We start from the raw sequence: 20,012 nt of genomic DNA on the forward strand, positions 1-20,012 counted from the left end.
CAGAACATCTGTTCCAGCTCATTTTTTTATTTTCTATACATCTTAACCTGTAAATAGAGGTCATTATAAATTCCTAACCATTTTGGTCCAATTTGTTTATAGACTTCTAAGTGTTTCATCGTTTCTGCCGTTGGATAGAAAGCTTCATCATCTTGGACTTCTTTTGGTAAAAGAGCCTTGGCTTTTGGAATGGGTGTTGCATAGCCAACATAAAGCGCATTCTTGTAGGCATTTTCTGGACGCAGCATGAAGTTAATAAATTGATAAGCTGCTTTTTTATTTTTAACCGTTTTTGGAATGACAATATTATCAAACCAAAGGTTGCTGGCTTCACTAGGAACTACGTAACGCAAGTCTTCGTTCTTCTCTAGCATCTGCCTAGCTTCTCCAGAGAAAGTTACACCAATTGCTGCATTGTTTTGAATCATGTAGCCCTTCATCTCATCTGCTACAATAGCTTTGATATTTGGTGTAAGCTTGTAGAGCTTGTCCACAGCTTCCTGCAAATGATCCGCATTTTTGTCATTTAATCCATAGCCAAGAGAATTAAGACCTAAGCCCATAACCTCACGCGCTCCATCAATCAACATGATAGAGTTTTTGTATTCTGGGCGCCAAAGGTCATCCCAATGTTCTGGAGCCTTGTCAACCATCTTGCTATTATAAACAATGCCCAGGGTTCCCCAGAAATAAGGAACAGAATATTGGTTCCCTGGATCAAAAGGCTGGTCTAAGAAATCTGAACCGATATTCTCCATCCCCTTGATCTGGCTGTGATCTAGCTTTTCTACCAAATTCTCTTTGATCATCTTGGCAATCATGTATTCACTAGGGATGGCAATGTCATAAGTAGTCCCTCCCTGCTTGATTTTAGTGTACATTGATTCATTTGAATCAAAGGTATCGTACTGGATTTGAACTCCCGTTTCTTTGGTGAATTCATCTAGCAATTCTGGGTCAATATAGTCACCCCAGTTATAGATGACCAGCTTATCTCCACCACTAGTTTTGGTTTGATTTTCAAGCTGAACACTAACTAGCCATAAGACAGCGACAATGGCAACAATACCGATTAGAAAGGAATAGAGTCTTTTCATGCCTGCTCCTCCTTCTCTCGTGAAATGAAGTAATAGCCAATCACCAGTAAAATACTAAAGAGAAAGACTAAAGCAGATAGGGCATTGATTTCCAAAGAAATCCCCTGACGGGCACGAGAATAAATTTCCACTGATAAGGTAGTAAACCCATTCCCTGTTACAAAGAAGGTCACTGCAAAATCATCCAAAGAGTAGGTAAAGGCCATAAAATACCCTGCTATAATAGCTGGTGTCAGATAGGGCAACATGATTTCTTTCAACATTTGTAACTGGCTGGCACCTAAGTCATAAGCCGCCTTAATCATATCGTCGTTCATTTCTTTAAGCCTTGGCAGAATCATCAGAACAACGATCGGAATAGAGAAGGCCACGTGGCTAGCCAGAACTGAGATAAAGCCCAGCTGGAATTTCATATTGGTGAAGAGAATCAAGAAACTGGCACCAATCATTACATCTGGTGCTACCATCAAGACATTGTTGACAGAAAGGAAAGCTTCCTGGTATTTTTTCTTGGCTTGATAGATATAGATTGCTCCAAAAGTCCCAATGATTGTCGCAATTAAAGCAGAAAGAAAGGCCAGAAAGAAGGTTTGAGCCAAAATCAGCATCAAACGCTTGTCACCAAAGAGGTTCTCAAAGTGAGTCAAGCTAAAGCCGGTAAATTGATTCATATCGTCACCAGCATTGAGGGCATAACCAATCAGATAGAAGATTGGCAGATAAAGAATCAGAAAGACAAAAGCTAGATAGATACTGGATAGTTTCTTCATCGATCTCTCCTTTCTTTGGTTGCCCACATAATCAGGAGCATAGCAATAATCAGAACCACTCCGATGGTTGAACCCATCCCCCAGTTTTGCGTCGTTAGAAAGTGTTGCTCAATCGCTGTCCCTAGGGTAATAACTCGATTTCCGCCAATCAGACGAGTCAGCATGAAGAGGCTGAGACTGGGAATGAAAACTGACTGAACTCCTGAGCGCACTCCATTCATCGAAAGTGGGAATATCACGCGACGGAAAGTATCCCAACGATTGGCTCCCAAATCACGACTGGCGTTAATGAGATTTGGATCCAAATCATCCAATACATTAAAGATTGGCAAAATCATGAAGGGAAGCTCAATGTAACTAGCAACAAAAATGAAAGAAAAATCGGTAAAAAGAATTTGCTGAGGACCAACTCCGATAAAACTAAGGAATTGGTTGATAGAGCCATCCTGACCGAAGATTCCGATAAAAGCATAGGCCTTCAGCAAAAGATTAATCCAAGTCGGTAGGATGATCAGCATAAGCCAGAGTTGCTTGTGCTTGAGCTGAGTCAAGAAAAATGCCGTTGGATAACTGACCAATAAAGTGACCAAAGTTACAATTCCCGCGTAAAAAATCGAATTGAAACTCATTTTTAAATAGGTCAAATTCTGAGAGGCAAAATAAGTCCGGTAGTTTTCTAAGGTGAATCCTCCTTCAATATTAAAGAAGGAATTCCAGATAATCATAGCGACTGGTGCTAGTACAAAAAGCACAATCCATAAAAAATATGGAACGATAAAGAGGTTAGAGGTTGTTTTCTTCATCTCTTTCCTCCTCGATTGCGTTAATCAGACCAGCTTCTTGTTCTTCAATTTCAACATATTCTTCGATACGAGCATCAAATTCTTCTTCTGTTTCATTGAGACGCATGATATGGATATCTTCTGGTTCAAACTGAAGACCAATGACTTCACCGACAATGGCTTTGCGGGTCGAGTGAATCATCCATTCATTTCCCAGTTCGTCATAGGCGATGATTTCATAGTGGACTCCACGGAAGAGCTGGGTGTCAACCTTAACCTGAAGTTTTCCTTCCTCTGGTAGAGTAATCCGCAGATCTTCTGGACGAATAACCACTTCAACAGACTCATTTGGACGCATCCCACCGTCCACCGCTTCAAAGCGTTTGCCATTGAACTCAACCAAATAGTCTTCAATCATCTTACCCGGAAGGATGTTAGACTCTCCAATGAAAGTCGCAACAAAATGGTTAATCGGCTCATCATAGATATCAACCGGTGTACCAGACTGGACAATTTCTCCGTCATTCATGACAAAGATCCAATCGCTCATTGCTAGAGCTTCTTCCTGGTCGTGAGTAACAAAGACAAAGGTAATCCCTAGGCGCTGTTGCAACTCACGAAGTTCATACTGCATGTCCGTCCGCAATTTCAAATCAAGAGCTGATAGTGGTTCATCTAAGAGGACCACTCGAGGTTCATTAATGATCGCTCGAGCAATGGCTACCCGTTGCCGCTGACCACCTGATAATTTTCGAATAGAACGGCGATCAAAACCTTCCAGCTGAACCATTTTCAACACTTCTTTGACACGACGTTCAATTTCCTTCTTCTCAACCTTACGCAAACGTAGCGGAAAGGCCACGTTTTCAAAGACATTCATATGTGGAAAAAGGGCATAAGACTGAAAGACAGTGTGTACATCACGTTTATTGGTAGGTACATCATTGATCCGTACCCCATCCAAAAAGACATCTCCTGTAGAGGCATCTAGGAGGCCTGCGATAATATTTAAAATAGTAGATTTACCAGACCCTGAAGCCCCCAGAAGAGTATAAAATTTTCCTTCTTCTAGCTCAAAGTTAATGTCTTTTAAAACAACAGTATTGTTATCCTCAAAAACCTTAGAAACATTTTTGAATTCGATAATTGGTTTTTTCAATTCACATAAATTCCTTCTTTTTCATGTATTAACAGATTGGGGCTCTGTCAAGCCGCTACTGCTTCTCGAGGGCAACTAGTGCCCTGCATACTTGCGATATCGATAGGCGTCACCCCCTCAACTAAAACGTAGCGGTCAGAAAAAAGCAGAAAGTCGTTCATTACTAGACAACGACTAACCTTCTTATCTAACATTTCAATCTCAGTAAAATTTTACTGTAAAGTCTCTCCAATAATCCGGACTTCACGCTCCAACCTTATACCAGATTCATTTTCAACAGTTTGAATCACGTGAGCAATCAAATCTTCATAGTTCTGAGCATTTCCATCTGCAATATTGACCATAAAACCAGCGTGTTTGGTTGAAACCTCAACGCCACCAATCCGATGTCCCTTGAGACCAGCTTCACTAATCAACTGGCCAGCAAAATGGCCTAAAGGACGTTTAAAGACCGAACCACACGATGGATATTCTAGCGGTTGCTTAAGTTCACGCAGGTGTGTCAGACGTTTCATTTCCTGCTGGATGGCTGTGTAATTTCCTGGAGAAAGGGCGAATTTAGCAGAAATGACAATATCACCCGTTTCCTGAATTACCGAAGAGCGATAGCCAAACTTCATTTCCTCAGCTGAAATCGTCTTGATTTCTCCTTCTGGAGTCAGGACCCTACAAGATACCAGGACATGAGCGATTTCGCCACCATAGGCGCCAGCATTCATGAAAACAGCTCCACCTACACTCCCTGGAATTCCACATGCAAACTCAAAGCCTGTCAAGCTATGATGCAAGGCTACATGAGTCGTGTCGATTAATTTAGCCCCAGCTTCAGCTTCAATCGTATAGCCGTTAACCATAATGGTGTGTAACTGGTCAAACATAATCACAAAGCCACGAATACCACCATCACGAACAATGATATTACTAGCATTTCCCAGAACCATCCATGGAATTTGTTCCCTATTAGCAAACTTGACAAGTCGAACTAATTCGTATCGGTTACGAGGAAAAGCTAAATAATCGGCTGGACCACCAACTTTTGTATAAGTATATCTCTTCAGTGGTTCATCAAAACGGATATCAATTCCCGCTAACTCCGACTTTAATAATTCTATATTCACCATGATTTCTCTTTCTTATCACAAATTGATTCTATTATATCAAAATTAATCGGCATTTTCGATAAAAATACAAAAAAACTGGCCTCAGCCAGTTTTCTTTTATAATTTACGAGTGACATACTTCAAGGTATGATTACCTAAAGCATTGTGTACCATAGAGTAGGCACCAATTCCTGTAAAGAGATAGAGCAATCCAAGGTTAAGCCAGTAGGTATAATGAACTTCTCCACCAGATAAGAGATAATTTGTGAAATAAGAGAAAGCTGAAAAGACATCCGTACCTACTTCTCTTGAAATTAATATAGCCCAGTCAAGCTGGTGAACAAATAAAATCATCACAAGCATAAAGAAAATACTGATACCAATTCCAAGTTTAGATAATTTCTTTCCTAAAAGTTCATAACCCTTAATGGTACAAACCCCCATAACCAAACCAGATACAAAAGAGACATAACCCAATTGAGCGATTCCCAATGTAACAGCTCCACCAATCAAACACCCAACAAAGGCTCCGACGATTCCGCCAATCAAATTTTCATTTTGCTGATCATAACTTTGATTCTCAATTGCAAGATTAGAACTCAACTGCTGAAAGCTATCAGCTGATAAAATTAACAAGTTTGTCCCTACTTGATAGACTGCTGTTGGCTCTGCTTCTCCAGTATGTTCACAAACATTGATGAAACCATGCTCTTTTAAGAAGGTGACACTAGCTTCTAAACATTCAGCAATTGTTTCTTTGGTTCTACCCTTAGTCATTCCACCTTTAACGGTAATAACAAGCTTGTAACGCGTCAGCTGAGCATTTGTCATACCCTTAGTGGACTTTTTCAATTCTTTCAAATCTTCTGCAATGGAAAGTGCTTCATCACCTTTAACTGAAAAGCAAATTCGGTAGATTTTTTCGCCAGCATCTTCAATAAAAAGAGTGTACCCATCTTTCTGACCGAAAATAATTTTCGTATCTTCATCGTACTCAAGTCCTAGCTGGCTAGCAAGATCCTGCCATTCAAGTTTATCCATTCGTGTAAAACCTCCTAGTTGGATATTCATTTGATTATATCATAATTTTTTTGGTAGGAATAGACAGTCTCTTTGTCTATTTTAAAGCATTTAAAATTCCACTCGAACACCATCTCTGTCAACATCTAGTATAAAGACTTCTCCATTATACTTGCATCCCTCAATCCGTGTTTGAATTAATTTGGCCCTATCTTTTGGAGCTAAAATCATAATTGTTGGGCCTGCTCCAGATAAATAGGTAGCATAAGCTCCATGTTTTTTAGCCAATTTCTTAATGTTAGGAAATTCTCTGACGAGTTTTTGGCGAAAACGCTCATGGAAACGATCCGATTCGATGGCTCGGCCTGCCTTGACAAGGTCTCCCTGGAGAAGAGCTGCAATAGCGACATTGGCAATAGAACTAGCTGCCACTGCTTCCTTATAAGAAAATTTAAAAGGCAAAACACTGCGACTATCCCGTGTCTTCAGTTCGTACTTGGGAACATAAGCAATGAAAGAACACTCTGGAAAGTCTGCCCTGACAGAAGAAACAGCCCCTTTAAAAACACTAGATATGACTAGATTTCCGAAAATAGCTGGAGCCACATTGTCTGGATGGCCTTCAATCTTGTTTGCCCAATCCAGCTTTTCATCATCCGTTAAATCCAGTTTTCCTAATTGGTTGGCCAATTCAATACCAGCCACGATAACTGAGCTAGATGAACCCAGACCACGTGCCAAAGGAATATCGCTGGTCATCTTCAAACGATAAGGCTGAAGGTTTGGTGCCAGTTGCAAGGCTACTTTGATTAGCAAGTTTCGTTTATCCTTGGGAATTCTTGGATTTAAGTCATGTTCGATTAGCCACTCATCTCTTTCCTCTAGAACCTCAATGGTCAAATACTTGCTGACAGCCACACCGACTGAATCAAAGCCTGGACCAATGTTAGCACTGGTAGCGGGTACAATAATCTTCATCTTAATCTCCTAATACTTTGAAGGTATTGAGCAAGTCGAACTCAGCAACTTCTTTAAGCTTAGCAGTGACATTTTCCAGCTGTGTCTTGCTGACAGCATGGGTAATAATCACCACGCGAGCCTTCTCACCGTCTGTGCCTTCCTGTAGAATCTGCTTAAAGGAAATATCCTCAGCATTGAAAATCTCAGCCAAATGCAGAACTTGACCTTTAGAATCAGGCGCCAAGATAGAGAAGTAATAATTACTCTTCACATCTTCTGGCTTAGCTAGCACTAACTCACGGCTATATTCATTAAAGGCTTTGCCGACTGTCCCTTCATTCAAACGACGGCTGATACGAACGATATCTGCCACAACACTAGTAGCAGTTGGTTTTTGACCAGCTCCCGGTCCGTAGTACATAGACTCTCCGATACCGATTGACTCAACAAAGACAGCGTTCATCACCCCATTGACACTAGCCAGTGGATGCGCTTTAGGAAGGAAAGTTGGAGCTACTTCTGCTGCAATACCTGATGGCGTCTCTTCGATAGACCCAACTAGTTTAACTACATAGCCCAACTCCTGAGCAACAGCTACATCTTCTGGCGTGATATTTCGAATTCCTTGATGGCCTACATCTTCAAACTTAACATTCATACCAAAGGCAAACTGGCTAAGAATGACCATCTTGTAAGCCGCATCAATACCATCTACGTCATTGGTTGGATCACTTTCAGCATATCCAAGTTTCTGAGCTTCAGCAAGAGCATCTTCATAAGACCATCCTTCTTCTACCATCTTGGTCATCATAAAGTTAGAAGTTCCATTAACCACACCTAGGATACGGGTAATTTTGTCAGAAGCCAATGAATTGACCAAGGTACGAAGGATTGGAATCCCACCGGCAACAGCTGCTTCATAGTAGAGAGCCACATTTTGTTTTTGAGCAATTTCCAGTAGCTCTGCTCCATGAACAGCCAGCAAGTCCTTATTGGCGGTTACCACATGTTTGCCAGCTTCAAGAGCACGAGTGATAAAGGTTTTCGCTGGCTCAATCCGTCCCATCAACTCTACAACAATGGTAATCTCAGGATCATTCAGAATTTCTTCGACATTTGTGACAAAGTTAAAGTCATTTCCGGCTGCCAAAAGACGCTCTTTTTCAGCATCATCCTTAACCAAGACTTTAGCAACCTCAATCTCTGAATGAGCTGCTTGAAGGATTTTTTCTCCGTTTTCCTTCAGTAGAAATGGCACACCACTGGCCACTGTTCCAAAACCAAGTAAAGCTATTTTAATAGACATGAAGCACTCCTCAAATTTTTTCTGTATAAAGTCTATTATATCAGAATTTAGCACAAAATTCATACTATTCCTCTCTAGATTTGATATAATAAAAGCAAATATCTAGCCAAGGAGAAATTATGACTTATCCTAATCGCAATCGTTCTGCAGAAAAAAAGGCTCGAAAGAAAAGAGATACCTTACTTCTGTTGAACCTCATTCTTCTCATCTTTATCGTTACTGGTGGTATTTTCCTTTGGAAAGAATACAGTAATAGTCAACAAGAAGCAAGCAAGCCTGAATCTAGCCAAGTTAGTAAAGCAAGCCCTTCGGAAGAGGCAAGTCAGCCCTCCTCCTCTAGTCAAAATAAAGAAGAAATCAAATGGGTCAAGCAAGATAAGCCTGTTAAATTGCCCATCTTGATGTATCACGCTATCCATGTCATGGATCCTTCTGAAGCCGCTAACTCTGGACTAATTGTTGATCCAGAAACTTTTGAAAGCCACTTAAAGGCCTTGAAAGAAGCAGGATACTACACTCTTTCTCCTGCTGAAGCTTATAAGGCCTTGACTGAAAATGTCCTCCCAGAGAATAAGAAGGTCGTTTGGTTAACTTTTGATGATAGTCTTAAGGACTTCTACACTCAAGCCTATCCTATCCTACAAAAATACCAAATGAAGGCTACTAACAATGTCATTACAGGTTTTGTTCAAGCTGGTCGCGAAGATATTCTAACACTTGATGAGATCAAAGAAATGAAAAAAAACGGCATGTCTTTTGAAGATCATACCGTGAACCATCCAGATTTATCCGTATCTAGTGCTGATACTCAAAACTCAGAATTACAAGATTCTAAAGAGTATTTAGATCGTAATCTTTCTCAGACAACCACTACCGTGGCTTATCCTTCTGGCCGTTACAGTGAGACAACTCTTCAGCTTGCAGAAAAGTTAGGATATAAAATGGGGTTGACGACCAATAATGGCTTGGCTTCTCTCTCAGACGGACTTCTATCACTCAATCGTGTTCGTGTCAATCCAACGACCACTGCACAGAGTCTCCTAGATGAGATAGCAAATTAAAGACCATAACAAAAAAGGCTCTCATTCAAGAGCCTTTTTAAATTTATTTGCATAGTGAAAATAAAGAACACCAGAAAGAACCATGATAATAAGGAAAAATCCTAAGGTAATACCATAAACTATTGCTTCTTTTAGGTAGAATATCAAGGCATAGGAACCACCAATTGCGGCAATAAAAACAAATAAGATTAGAAAAGCAATAATTGTCTTTAGAGTATTGTTAGATCGGTTGAATAATTCTGTGACGTTAGACCAGTTGGTAACCAAGAGACGATGGTCCCGTTGGAAGCCCCAGATACTCCATGCTAAACAATTACTGATCCAGACAAGGACCATAACCAAAAGAGATAACCAATGGGTGCCCAATAATAGGTTGACCACAACAAATATCAAGAGAGGCAAGATTGACTGGATCAAGAAAAGATACCAGAATTTTAAGCGAAGATATGCTTTCATATCAAAGGGAAGTACTTTCAAATAGGAAAAATTCTCGCGCTCCAAGGAAATCCCAATCATAGTTAAGTTGGTCGAACCTGCATTAAAAGTAGCAATGAACACCGTGATCAACATCAATGGTATCAGAAACTTTGGTGTTAAGTACGGGCTAAGCTCAAATCCTCCTCCCTGAATAAAGCCCATTAGTCCAGGAAGTATGAAGAGATAAGGCATAACACTAGACATAAAGACTGATTGAAGAAAGACAGAACCATCACTAATCAAGCTAAGCTGATAGCTCCAAACAAAGCGAGGGAAGGACTTCTGATTTCCAAGTTGAAATTTACGAACACGTTGTTTCTTATTAACAGTCTCAGAAGTTTTCAAAGCAGCTTCATAAAACTCTGGAAGAACCTTCCATTTGACGATTGAAAACAGAAGCACGGCAACCAAGGCCCAGGCACCAATTCCAATAAGAGATTGGACCTCAAAAGGAGTAACACCAAAATAATAAAAGGCTTCCATAGGTGGCAAATAGCTACCAGTATCTTTAAGAAGTAATTCTCTATTTTGAGTATTGACCAAAATAATTGATCCAAAAATCAAGAGATTGGTCACTCCCAAAAGAATATTAGAGGCCACTTGCTTATGCTGACGGAAGACAGAAGTTTTAGTAATAAAATGAACGGCTGTCAAAATCCCGAAAGCCAGAACAGATCCCAAAACCACTAGCGAAATCAGAACGATTGGAATAGCCAGCCAAATAGGATTCCCACTCTGAATCTGAAGGTTAACAAAATAGGCCAAAATCGGAAGAGCTCCAAGCAAAACCGTCAGAACAACAGAGATACTCTTACCAATCATGATTTCTGCTTCACTAAAAGCATATGGCCGATAAGACTGCAAGTCCTTACTTTCATAGAAAACGTTATAGAAAGATAAGAACCCCTGTGATAGAACCATCAGACTAAAAATAGATACCATATTGGTAAAGATACCCGGATGGTCTACTAAAGGATAAAAGGCACTCATCACTCCAAAGATAAGAAGATAAAGTAAACTTGTAAACAAGTGGGTCATAATCAACTGTCTAGAAACATTGATTTTCTTATCAGGCTTTTTGGCTTGCTTCTGACGAAAGCGTGTTAGACTTGACGGAGGTGTTGTATAGATAATATTCGTCCGAATTAAACTTTTTAAGGCTTTAAAGCGCATCGTGGATCACCTCTTCTTTCCGTCCAGCCAATCCCAGATAAATAGTCTCTAGACTTTGCTCAGGGTGTTGGGACTTGAGTTCTTCGATCGTTCCATAAAAAATTAACTCTCCTTTTTTCAAGATGGCCAAACGATCACAGAGTTGCTCAGCCACTTCTAGGACATGGGTTGAAAAGATAACAGTATTTCCCTTGTCTGCATGTTCCCGCATCATGTTCTTAAGATCAAATGCCGCTTGAGGATCCAAACCTGTCAAGGGCTCGTCCAAAACCCAGATATCCGGGTCAGAAAGTAGAGCACCAATGACAAAAACTTTTTGACGCATACCATGTGAGAAGGATTCGATGACCTCATATCGATGATCTGCAAAGTCAAAAGTTTCCAACAAATACTGCAAGCGTTCCTCACAGTCAGCTTCATCCATATCGTAAGATGTAGCTACCAACTCCCAGAATTCATTAGCTGTTAAACGAAGAAAGAGGTCTGGTGAGTCTGCGACATAACCAATTTTCTTCTTGATGGCCAGTCGGTTAGCAGACAACTCTTGTCCGTCAACAATGATTTGACCACTCGTTGGATTAATGACACTGACTAGTGACTTGATTGTCGTTGATTTTCCTGCACCATTATGTCCAATCAGACCGACAATTTCACCATTTTGAATGGTCAAGTTTAGATTCCTAAGGGCCAGATGACCATCGTAATCCTTAGTTACATTTTTCAATTCAATCATCAGAGTTCCTCCGCTCTTATTTATAATATATTTATTATATATCTTTTAAAATTGTTTGTCTCTCTTGTAACGATAATGTTCGTTTTTTCCTCTATTACACAATAGAAAAGCTGAATTAGTTCCTTTTGACTTCGTCAAGGTGTTCTAAAAGATAGAGAAAGAAAGCTGGTATGGTATCTAACATATCTTTCTCATAGACCCGTTCTGTCAACTGATGAAGGTCCTTGCCCCAAGGACCCAAATTTACAGCGGCTACATTAATTCCAGCAATTTTTTCCAAATCAAGCGGGTAAACCTCTTTTGAGACAGCCATACTGTTCAGAAGAGATTGATAGTCAGTTAAAGGCTTCTCCAAAGCACAGTAACTCATATCACAAATACCCATGAAAAACTCTTCAACTTTCAACTGATAACTACCCTTATTTGCTAAATAATTCTGATAGAAAGAAATGAATCGATCCATGTCAAGATCTTGTTCTTGAAGTCGTCGGCTATTCATTGTTGGGTAATAAGGCGGGGCAACAGCAAGTACAGCCAAGGCTTCTTTTTTATCGTAAAAATCAAGAGCTTTTTGTACATTAGACAGAGTAACTTCTTGATAGGACAAGCCTTTTTGTAATTCTACTTTAGCTTCTTGATTGACCCTTTCCATGAAATCTTTGAAACCCGCCTTTTTTTGGCATTCTTCTAACAAGTCTTGATAGGTTAGCGCCCGTGGTTTAGCTATTGATTTGCTTTCCTGATATTGATCCTGCAATTTGGTATACTTTTCATAAAACTCATCTAGAGCTTCTTGCATCAGTCCTTGGATCAGATTCAACAAGTCTTGAGGACTTTTATCCAGATACAGAAGACTAAAATATCCAGCTGCACGTAGGACCGTTGACACATCATAGTGCTCTTTTAGGTCTCTCATAAATGACCAAGAAGGCAAGGGGGACTGTTCTCCATAAGCTGCATCAGATAGCAAAGGATTTAAGTCTATTTTTTCAACAATTTTAGCTAAAATAGAAATCGCATTCACACCTTTTAATGGTTCTTTCATATGAGAAAGCAAACCTTGGGTCACGATCAAGGGCATCAATTTCCCAACTGTACCAACATGCAGGACCTTTTCTGATTCAGATGTACTTTCAAAAGGTTCCGAATCAATAGCAAGAATGTAATTAAGATCAAAGCGCTCTTTTAAATCATAGAGCAAGCCAACAGCTGCCCTCATCCCTTGAGAATACGCTTCCTCATCGCCAACAGACAGGTAAAGCAAGTTTGCTTGGCCAGTGGAGACAGACGAGTATTCCTCTAAGACCCCCAACTGCAGGGCTAGGGCTGCCTTCATATCACAGGAACCTCTACCAAATTGCCAATCTCCTGAAGAAATGTCAGCCAGGACATCTTGACGTATAGACTCTTCTTTTAACTTTTCTTTCAGTGCCTGATTATCAAAAGCCAAATCTTTCAATGAACCAAAGTCTTCCGTATCCACTGTATCGTGATGATGGAAAAGTATGACTGTATCAGCCGAATCACGATGCACCAAGGCCCAATTAACACTACGTCCCAGACTATCCTCAGGAATCGGATAAGAGCCAAAAAGGTCTGGATGAGTTTGAAAATAAGGAATTTGTCCTATATAGTTCATCAAAAAATTTTCTATATCTCGTTCGAAAGCAGTGTGAGTAAAGCTTTTAATGGCCATACTTTTTTGAAATATATCAGCTATTCGTTCCTTCATTTTCTTCACCTGAACAGAGAACCTGTCTTTCTTCTATTTTGCCTATATTGTAGCACTCAGACTTTCAATTAACAAGGAAAAATAGGTATTTTTTAACAAAAATAAAAATCCCCCTCATGGAAAAATTATACTGAGGATTGTTTTATCATCGGTCTTTCAGCTTCTTAAATCTTCTACACTATAAAAGCTACTAGCTCTTCTTCTACTCTACAACTCTAAATAAAAGAACAATCAAATCTGCATACCTCCCGAATCTATCATAACTACTCACATTTTTGTTAACTCGCTGGCTTTTCCTCTACCATCCAATCAAACTTTTCCAGGGATAAAAGGTTTTCTTAGAAAGAGATGAAAGATGCCTGATCTGATATCTAGATAAAAGAAAAATGGATTTTTATATCAAGTCTTTGCAATTAAAAGCCCCTCTCCATCGAAAGGAGAGGGGAATGAAAATTCTTCTGAAGTTAAATAATTCTGTCTTTAGTCTTGGTACAATTCCTTAACAGCCTGGATATCTATTGGCTGGATACTATAGAAAGATCCTGCAGACTGCATGACGGATGCTGACTCATTGTGATCCAGTCCAATGGCATGACCCAACTCATGAGCTGCTGTGTTCACAATTCTTTCGTGAGAATATCCGTAGTAGCTGTTCAAAAGATAATAAGCATTCAAACGAACAGTTACTTTAGTAAAACGCTTGGTCAAGACATTTGTCTGAGACTCAGCTTCTCCAGCTGCCGTAATAGTACTATCATTCATTTCAGCAGCGATGATATTAGCTTGGCTTTTATCCTCTACAAGTTGAAAAGTAAAGGCTCCTGTTGCATTCCAAGACTTCATTGCCTCCTGATAAGCTGCTCGAAAAGTAGGATTTTCCGTCTCAATATAAACTGTCGCTCTAGCAGTTTCCCAACGTGCTCCATCCGAACTCGCTACATGTTCATCAGTTAAATGCTCTCCTAGATTCTGAACATTTTGACCAAGTCCAGTGTGAATCCCTTGTTGATCTAAAAAAGTATCTAACTGATTAACCGCTGTCTGTACAGCCTGTCTTACAGCTGTTAGTCCAGTTTGACTAGGATTCGTTAAATAGAGAACGCTCACTAAGATAATAAAGGCTACGATTCCTGCCCATACAAGGCGCCAGAACATTCGCCATATAAAACGAAAAAGGTTTAAAAGGAATCTCATTCTCGCCTCCTTTCTCTCCTAGATAAAAACAGATTATAAAAGACCTTGCTTAAAGTTTTCTAAATATACAAATAGAAGAAAGTGGATCCACTAGATAAATCAACGACTTCTACCCACTTTCTACTCGTCTCTAATTTTATGACAAACGCTCTTCTGACTTATAGTCAATCGGCAACCACTCTAAGAGATATTCCAGTTGCTTTTCCCAATAATACCATTCATGCTTACCAGGACTATGTTTGTAATCCAGTTTTAAGCCAAGTTTTTTCAACTCTTTGACAGCTACTTGATTAGCCTTATAGAGAAAATCTTGCTCTCCACACCAAGCATAAAACTTAGTTTTCTTGTCTGACTCTGCTACCATACTTGTTAAAAAGTGTTGCTTCATATCAGGAGAATCTAAGTCGCCAAAGACCCCTTCCCAGTAAGCACGACTGTCACCAGGAAGATCATCAAGACTAGTCCCATCAATTCCTAAACCAAGAGCACCTGAAAAGGAAGCTGCATAAGAAAATCGATTGGTTTTCAAAGCAATTTTATAGGCTCCGTATCCTCCCATAGAAAGACCCGCAATAAAAGTTTTCTCCCGCTTACGGCTCATATTTGGAAAGAAACGTTGTAAGACCTCTGGTAGCTCTTTAACTATGGCGTCATAATAACGGTGCCCGTAGTTTGTATTTGTATACCAGGCCAAGTCAGTTGAGGGCATCACAACAATCAAATTCGTGTGTCTCAATAAACGTTCAATATTGGTTCTCTTACGCCAGGAATTTTCATTTCCCCCCATCCCATGCAGAAGATATAAAACTGGAATATCTTTATCTTCTACTAGGGCTGGATCAATCTCACTGGCATCTGGATAGATAACATTGACATGTCTTTCCATTTCTAAAACTTTGGAATTATATTCAATTTCAAGAAAAGCCATCTTAGTCTCCTATTCTATGATTTAAAAACAGCCTTCAGGCTGTTTTTCATTTATTTTACTTCCATCACTACTGGTAAAATAGCTGGGCGACGTTTGGTCTGTTCGAAGAGATATTTTGAAAGTACATCGCGAACGTTTCCTTTTAGTTCACTCCAATCAAATTCATCTTTTGCTAGGTAGTCCTCAACTGTTTTATTAATTAATTCAGCACTTTCTATCAAAATATCACGGCTCTTTTTGATATAGATAAAGCCACGGGTATGAACTTTAGCCTTGGAAATAATTTTTTTCTCCCGACGATTCACACTGATTGCAACGATAAAGATTCCGTCTTCTGATAAGACCTTGCGGTCTCTGAGGACAATATTGCCAACATCACCAATAGCATTTCCATCAATAAGGACATCTCCTGCTGACACTGAGCCAGCTGGGACAAAATCCCCTCGATCATATTCCATAATGGTTCCGCGTTTTGGAATGAAAATCCGCTCAGGTAAGATACCAATTTCCATAGCAGCTCGAGCATGAGCATCCAGTTCTCGGTATTCCCCTTGAATTGGGAAAAGGAATTGAGGCTTCAAAAGATTGAGCAACAATTGTAAATCACGAGCATTTCCATGACCAGATACACGTAAATGCTGGGTAATCAATTTCACGATTCCACCTGCTTGGTAGATCATATTTTCTACTCGGGCAACAACTGCTTCTTTAGCAATAGATGGTGTCGTTACGATATAAACTAGGTCACCCTCTTTGATTTCCACATAACGGTGACGACCAATTGACATTTTGCGTAAGCCGTTGATAGGTTCACCCATCCGACCTGTCTCCAGAATAATCAGCTCGTGGTCTTCAAACTTAGACATTTCTTTTGGCTTGATCAAGAGACGTTCATCTGCCAAAGAAAGCTTCTTCAAACGAATGGCAGTGCGGACGATGTTTTCAACATCAAAACCTGTCAAGACAACACGCCGTCCAGTATCAGCTGCAGCATCAAAGACCTGCTGAATCCGAGAAAGGTTGCTGGCTACTGCAGCCACAATTACACGGCCATCCCAGTCGCCAATAGTGTGCATAATTTCATCGCCCACTTCACTTTCGCTTGCTACTTGAACATTACTGTCTGCATTAGCAGAATCACTAAGGAGAGCTAATACACCTTCCCGTCCAATCTCAGCCAAGCGGCCAAAATCAGTCGCATAAGACTGACTAGCTGATTGGTCAAACTTGAAATCGCCTGTGTAAACAATATTTCCTTCATCAGTCTTTATCACAATACCCAAGCTCTCTGGTATCGAGTGAGTTGTTCTAAAGAAGGAAACAACCACATTTCCAAACTCAATTTCAGTATTTTCATCAATCACATGGAAGTCATTAAACTTCTTGACAACATCATTATTTTTAACAAAAAGTTTAGCCAGTTCAATAGTCAGTTCTGAACCGAATACAGGCACCTTGGTTTCAGCTAAAAGATAAGGCAAAGCTCCAATAGCATCTGCGTGACCGTGGGTCAAGAAGACACCAGCAATTCTATCTCTATTTTCAAAGAGGTAGTCCATGTTGGGAATCACCACATCGACACCTAACTGCTCATTTTCAGGATATTTTAGACCTGCGTCCAAAACAAAAATTGATTCATCCACCTCGGCGATATAGAGATTTTTACCATTCTCTCTGACACCACCTAAAGCGATGATTTTCACTTTACTCATTAATTTTGTATCCTTCCATATATTTATATTCTATTACTAACGGTCCTTGGAATCCAAGTCGAATTACAGTCTTGCAACTTTCGCTGCATATCCCCTATATTATACAACTTTTTCACTCTTTTTTCAAAAATGAGGTTAGTCTACTGCAAACAAAAAAGATAGAATTTCTATCTTTCTTGCTTTAGTAATCGTAGTTTTCCTTTACAGCGACCACAGCGGTATCTCTTAAGATCAATCCGTCTTTGTCGATAAAAACCTGCATGACATTGCTGACATTGGTAATGTAACTTGCCTTCTAGACTAGAAATACTGGGTGTATAGCGCAAGCCTCCTACCTGTTTAAGCAGTTCTTTAAAATCACTATCTTTATGACGATACCCCTTGCCTTGATAATAGAGATGGTAGTGGACTAGCTCATGGCGGACAATTTTTCGGAAGGTTCCCAGCCCAAAAGCTTCATAGATTTTAGGATTGAAATCCAGATGACCGTCTTTGGGAAAGAAGCGCCCACCAGTCGTCCGGAGACGCTTATTCCAAAAAGCTTGGTGACGGAATTCCCATCCGAAATCTTCCAGCGAAACCTGCTTGATATACTCATTTAGATTCATTTGGTGCTATCAGAGAAAGGTTGACCTTCTCCCGTTCCACATCTAGCTTATCCACCCAAACAGTGACCAAATCACCAACAGACAGGACTTGACTTGGATGCTTAACAAAATTTTTACTGATCTTAGAGATATGAATAAGACCATCTTCGTGGATACCAACATCCACAAAAGCTCCGAAATCGACGACATTCCGTACGACGCCTTCCAACTTTTGACCAATGCGTAAGTCCTTGATATCCAAGACATCCTGCCGCAGAACTGGCGCATCAAAAGAATCACGCAAATCCCGGCCAGGCTTGAGCAAATCAGCAATAATATCTTTGAGAGTTTCTTCTCCTAGGCCTAGCTCTGCAGCCAAACTAGCAGTCTGAACAGCCTTTAATTTGGCTTGGGCTGCTTCATCCAAACTGCTGATTTCCAGACGCTTAAAGAGCTCCTCCACCGCCTTATAAGACTCTGGGTGAACGCCCGTATTGTCTAGCAGGTTATCACTTTCAGGAATACGCAGGAAGCCGGCTGCCTGTTCAAAAGCCTTTGCGCCCAGACGTGGCACTTTCTTGATGGCTTCGCGAGACCGAATCAAACCTTCCGTTTCCCGGTACTTAACAATATTTTCTGAAATAGTCTTATTGAGACCAGCTACATGAGCCAGCAGAGCAGGACTAGCGGTGTTGATATTGACTCCGACTTGGTTAACCACGGTATCCACGACAAAGTCCAGACTTTCAGACAGTTTTTTCTGGCTGACATCATGCTGGTACTGACCAACCCCGATAGACTTAGGATCTATCTTAACCAGCTCAGCTAAAGGATCCTGCAGACGGCGAGCAATGGAAATAGCTGAGCGCTTTTCAACAGTCAACTCTGGAAACTCATGACGGGCCAGTTCACTAGCAGAGTAGACAGATGCCCCGCTTTCATTAACGATGACATAGCTGACATTTGGATGAGATTTCAAAACTTCTGCTACAAATGCTTCGCTTTCTCGGCTGGCCGTTCCGTTTCCGATGGCAATGATTTCAACACCAAACTGCTCAATCAGCCCCGACAACTCTTTCTTAGAAGCTTCAATCTGAGCTAGCTTTGCTGGTGGAACGGGATAGATAACATGAGTCGTCAGCATCTTGCCTGTCGCATCAACAACAGCCAGCTTGGCTCCTGTCCGAAAGGCTGGGTCAAAACCCAGTACTACGCGACCTTTTAGAGGGGCAATCAGGAGAAGATGACGGAGATTATCTGAGAAGAGCTGAATCGCACCATCCTCAGCAGCCTCAGTCAGCTCAGTCCGAATACGACGCTCCATGGCTGGAATGATTTTCTTTTTAACTGCTTGCTGGATAGCTTCACTAATATAGGCATTTTTCACCTTGAAACGCACTTCAAAGAAGCGCAGGATTTTCTCAAGATTGTGCTCAAAACCAACCTTGAGAATACCTAGCTTCTCACCACGGTTGAGAGCCAGTGTCCGGTAGCCTTGCATGGTCGCTACTTTTTCGGAAAAATCATAATAAATCTGGAAGACCTGCTTTTCATCCAAATCACCGTCTTTGAGACTGGATACGATAGAAGAATTAGTCTGCATCTCGTGGTAGGTCCAAGCCCGCAGCTTGGTATCTTCAGAAAAAGCCTCAGTCAGAATATCCACTGCTCCAGCTAGAGTAGCTTCTGCTGTTGGAAAGGCTTCACTAATCAGTTTCTCAGCTTCTTCCTGCAGATTAGCTGCATCCTGAAGGATTAAACGAGCCAAAGGAAAAAGACCTGCTTCACGCGCAATAGTAGCCTTGGTACGGCGCTTCTCCTTGTAGGGCAGATAGAGTTCTTCCACATCAGCCAGCTTTTCAGCAGCCTCAATCTCAGAGCGCAGAGCATCCGTTAGTTTGCCCTGCTCCTCAATCTTAGCCAAGACCGTTGCTTTACGCTCTGCCAAGGCAGTCATACTCTTATCTAAGTCAATGATTGCCTTAATCTCGACCTCATCTAGATTTCCCGTCATTTCCTTACGGTAACGAGCAATAAAAGGAATCGTATTCCCCTCAGCAGTCAGATCTAGGACCTGTGATACTTGGCTTTCTTTAAGGCCCAATTTCTGAGCAATTTTTTCAATATTTATATTTTCCATAACGTTTCTATTATACCACAAGATTGATCTTAAAAATTCAGAAAGTCAAACTTCTATTATTCTTTTATAACTCTAAGTTCT

General features: G+C 40.6%; 17 protein-coding genes. 1 reads left to right on the forward strand and 16 read right to left on the reverse strand.

Annotated features, from left to right (window positions below):
- Window positions 1–26 precede the first annotated feature (26 nt).
- The 8 genes from HMPREF2780_RS02835 to HMPREF2780_RS02870 all read right to left on the reverse strand — a co-directional run bounded on the left by HMPREF2780_RS02835 (window position 27) and on the right by HMPREF2780_RS02870 (window position 8,194).
- Entirely contained in the window at window positions 27–1,097 is a 1,071-nt protein-coding gene (locus HMPREF2780_RS02835) for an ABC transporter substrate-binding protein (RefSeq protein ID WP_105026100.1), read from the reverse strand.
- The gene (locus HMPREF2780_RS02840; protein WP_008808976.1) at window positions 1,094–1,867 is read right to left on the reverse strand and encodes an ABC transporter permease; all 774 of its coding nucleotides are present in this window, start codon (window positions 1,865–1,867) and stop codon (window positions 1,094–1,096) included. Before HMPREF2780_RS02840 ends, HMPREF2780_RS02835 begins: the two co-directional genes overlap by 4 nt.
- On the reverse strand, window positions 1,864–2,670 hold the full coding sequence (locus HMPREF2780_RS02845; protein WP_045773764.1) for an ABC transporter permease: 807 nt from the start codon (window positions 2,668–2,670) through the stop codon (window positions 1,864–1,866). The genes HMPREF2780_RS02840 and HMPREF2780_RS02845 overlap by 4 nt, the downstream gene beginning before the upstream one ends.
- The gene (locus HMPREF2780_RS02850; RefSeq protein WP_045502205.1) at window positions 2,651–3,808 is read right to left on the reverse strand and encodes an ABC transporter ATP-binding protein; all 1,158 of its coding nucleotides are present in this window, start codon (window positions 3,806–3,808) and stop codon (window positions 2,651–2,653) included. The genes HMPREF2780_RS02845 and HMPREF2780_RS02850 overlap by 20 nt, the downstream gene beginning before the upstream one ends.
- A gap of 212 nt (window positions 3,809–4,020) precedes the next feature.
- Entirely contained in the window at window positions 4,021–4,929 is a 909-nt protein-coding gene (gene murB, locus HMPREF2780_RS02855; protein WP_105026101.1) for a UDP-N-acetylmuramate dehydrogenase, read from the reverse strand.
- A 96-nt stretch (window positions 4,930–5,025) separates the two neighbouring features.
- Window positions 5,026–5,949 (reverse strand): hypothetical protein, encoded by a 924-nt coding sequence (locus HMPREF2780_RS02860; RefSeq protein ID WP_061583510.1) that lies wholly within the window; start codon window positions 5,947–5,949, stop codon window positions 5,026–5,028.
- A 90-nt stretch (window positions 5,950–6,039) separates the two neighbouring features.
- Complete coding sequence (gene thrB / locus HMPREF2780_RS02865) at window positions 6,040–6,906, reverse strand: homoserine kinase (RefSeq protein ID WP_012000261.1); 867 nt, start codon at window positions 6,904–6,906, stop codon at window positions 6,040–6,042.
- A 1-nt stretch (window position 6,907) separates the two neighbouring features.
- A complete protein-coding gene (locus tag HMPREF2780_RS02870; protein ID WP_046165816.1) occupies window positions 6,908–8,194 on the reverse strand; it encodes a homoserine dehydrogenase in 1,287 nt (428 codons plus the stop codon).
- Between the two features lie 119 nt (window positions 8,195–8,313).
- Between HMPREF2780_RS02870 and HMPREF2780_RS02875 the strand changes: the two genes are divergently transcribed.
- Complete coding sequence (locus HMPREF2780_RS02875; RefSeq protein WP_105026102.1) at window positions 8,314–9,255, forward strand: polysaccharide deacetylase family protein; 942 nt, start codon at window positions 8,314–8,316, stop codon at window positions 9,253–9,255.
- Between the two features lie 21 nt (window positions 9,256–9,276).
- Here the strand turns inward: HMPREF2780_RS02875 and HMPREF2780_RS02880 are convergent, their stop codons facing one another.
- From HMPREF2780_RS02880 to HMPREF2780_RS02915, 8 genes are all read right to left on the reverse strand, one after another.
- The gene (locus tag HMPREF2780_RS02880) at window positions 9,277–10,905 is read right to left on the reverse strand and encodes a hypothetical protein (RefSeq protein WP_105026103.1); all 1,629 of its coding nucleotides are present in this window, start codon (window positions 10,903–10,905) and stop codon (window positions 9,277–9,279) included.
- A complete protein-coding gene (locus tag HMPREF2780_RS02885) occupies window positions 10,895–11,638 on the reverse strand; it encodes an ABC transporter ATP-binding protein (RefSeq protein WP_105026104.1) in 744 nt (247 codons plus the stop codon). The genes HMPREF2780_RS02880 and HMPREF2780_RS02885 overlap by 11 nt, the downstream gene beginning before the upstream one ends.
- A 115-nt stretch (window positions 11,639–11,753) precedes the next feature.
- Complete coding sequence (locus HMPREF2780_RS02890) at window positions 11,754–13,370, reverse strand: M20/M25/M40 family metallo-hydrolase (protein ID WP_105026105.1); 1,617 nt, start codon at window positions 13,368–13,370, stop codon at window positions 11,754–11,756.
- Between the two features lie 480 nt (window positions 13,371–13,850).
- The gene (locus tag HMPREF2780_RS02895; RefSeq protein WP_105026106.1) at window positions 13,851–14,564 is read right to left on the reverse strand and encodes a matrixin family metalloprotease; all 714 of its coding nucleotides are present in this window, start codon (window positions 14,562–14,564) and stop codon (window positions 13,851–13,853) included.
- A 136-nt stretch (window positions 14,565–14,700) separates the two neighbouring features.
- Entirely contained in the window at window positions 14,701–15,492 is a 792-nt protein-coding gene (locus HMPREF2780_RS02900) for an alpha/beta hydrolase (RefSeq protein WP_105026107.1), read from the reverse strand.
- Between the two features lie 50 nt (window positions 15,493–15,542).
- A complete protein-coding gene (locus HMPREF2780_RS02905; protein ID WP_045502170.1) occupies window positions 15,543–17,204 on the reverse strand; it encodes a ribonuclease J in 1,662 nt (553 codons plus the stop codon).
- Window positions 17,205–17,371: 167 nt separating this feature from the next.
- The gene (locus HMPREF2780_RS02910) at window positions 17,372–17,812 is read right to left on the reverse strand and encodes a SprT family protein (protein WP_096755353.1); all 441 of its coding nucleotides are present in this window, start codon (window positions 17,810–17,812) and stop codon (window positions 17,372–17,374) included.
- Entirely contained in the window at window positions 17,799–19,931 is a 2,133-nt protein-coding gene (locus HMPREF2780_RS02915; protein WP_105026108.1) for a Tex family protein, read from the reverse strand. The genes HMPREF2780_RS02910 and HMPREF2780_RS02915 overlap by 14 nt, the downstream gene beginning before the upstream one ends.
- Window positions 19,932–20,012 lie beyond the last annotated feature (81 nt).

This window comes from Streptococcus sp. HMSC062B01 (genome assembly GCF_001811085.1).
GTDB classification, from domain to species: domain Bacteria; phylum Bacillota; class Bacilli; order Lactobacillales; family Streptococcaceae; genus Streptococcus; species Streptococcus gordonii.

What these genes read in the sequence shown, in the direction of transcription:
- HMPREF2780_RS02875 (WP_105026102.1), top strand. Translation starts at nt 8,314, where the DNA reads ATGACTTATCCTAATCGCAATCGTTCTGCAGAAAAAAAGGCTCGAAAG.
- HMPREF2780_RS02845 (WP_045773764.1), bottom strand. Translation starts at nt 2,670, where the DNA reads ATGAAGAAAACAACCTCTAACCTCTTTATCGTTCCATATTTTTTATGG.
- HMPREF2780_RS02840 (WP_008808976.1), bottom strand. Translation starts at nt 1,867, where the DNA reads ATGAAGAAACTATCCAGTATCTATCTAGCTTTTGTCTTTCTGATTCTT.
- HMPREF2780_RS02910 (WP_096755353.1), bottom strand. Translation starts at nt 17,812, where the DNA reads ATGAATCTAAATGAGTATATCAAGCAGGTTTCGCTGGAAGATTTCGGA.
- HMPREF2780_RS02880 (WP_105026103.1), bottom strand. Translation starts at nt 10,905, where the DNA reads ATGCGCTTTAAAGCCTTAAAAAGTTTAATTCGGACGAATATTATCTAT.
- HMPREF2780_RS02835 (WP_105026100.1), bottom strand. Translation starts at nt 1,097, where the DNA reads ATGAAAAGACTCTATTCCTTTCTAATCGGTATTGTTGCCATTGTCGCT.
- thrB (WP_012000261.1), bottom strand. Translation starts at nt 6,906, where the DNA reads ATGAAGATTATTGTACCCGCTACCAGTGCTAACATTGGTCCAGGCTTT.
- murB (WP_105026101.1), bottom strand. Translation starts at nt 4,929, where the DNA reads ATGGTGAATATAGAATTATTAAAGTCGGAGTTAGCGGGAATTGATATC.
- HMPREF2780_RS02885 (WP_105026104.1), bottom strand. Translation starts at nt 11,638, where the DNA reads ATGATTGAATTGAAAAATGTAACTAAGGATTACGATGGTCATCTGGCC.
- HMPREF2780_RS02900 (WP_105026107.1), bottom strand. Translation starts at nt 15,492, where the DNA reads ATGGCTTTTCTTGAAATTGAATATAATTCCAAAGTTTTAGAAATGGAA.
- HMPREF2780_RS02890 (WP_105026105.1), bottom strand. Translation starts at nt 13,370, where the DNA reads ATGAAGGAACGAATAGCTGATATATTTCAAAAAAGTATGGCCATTAAA.
- HMPREF2780_RS02905 (WP_045502170.1), bottom strand. Translation starts at nt 17,204, where the DNA reads ATGAGTAAAGTGAAAATCATCGCTTTAGGTGGTGTCAGAGAGAATGGT.
- HMPREF2780_RS02895 (WP_105026106.1), bottom strand. Translation starts at nt 14,564, where the DNA reads ATGAGATTCCTTTTAAACCTTTTTCGTTTTATATGGCGAATGTTCTGG.
- HMPREF2780_RS02860 (WP_061583510.1), bottom strand. Translation starts at nt 5,949, where the DNA reads ATGGATAAACTTGAATGGCAGGATCTTGCTAGCCAGCTAGGACTTGAG.
- HMPREF2780_RS02870 (WP_046165816.1), bottom strand. Translation starts at nt 8,194, where the DNA reads ATGTCTATTAAAATAGCTTTACTTGGTTTTGGAACAGTGGCCAGTGGT.
- HMPREF2780_RS02915 (WP_105026108.1), bottom strand. Translation starts at nt 19,931, where the DNA reads ATGGAAAATATAAATATTGAAAAAATTGCTCAGAAATTGGGCCTTAAA.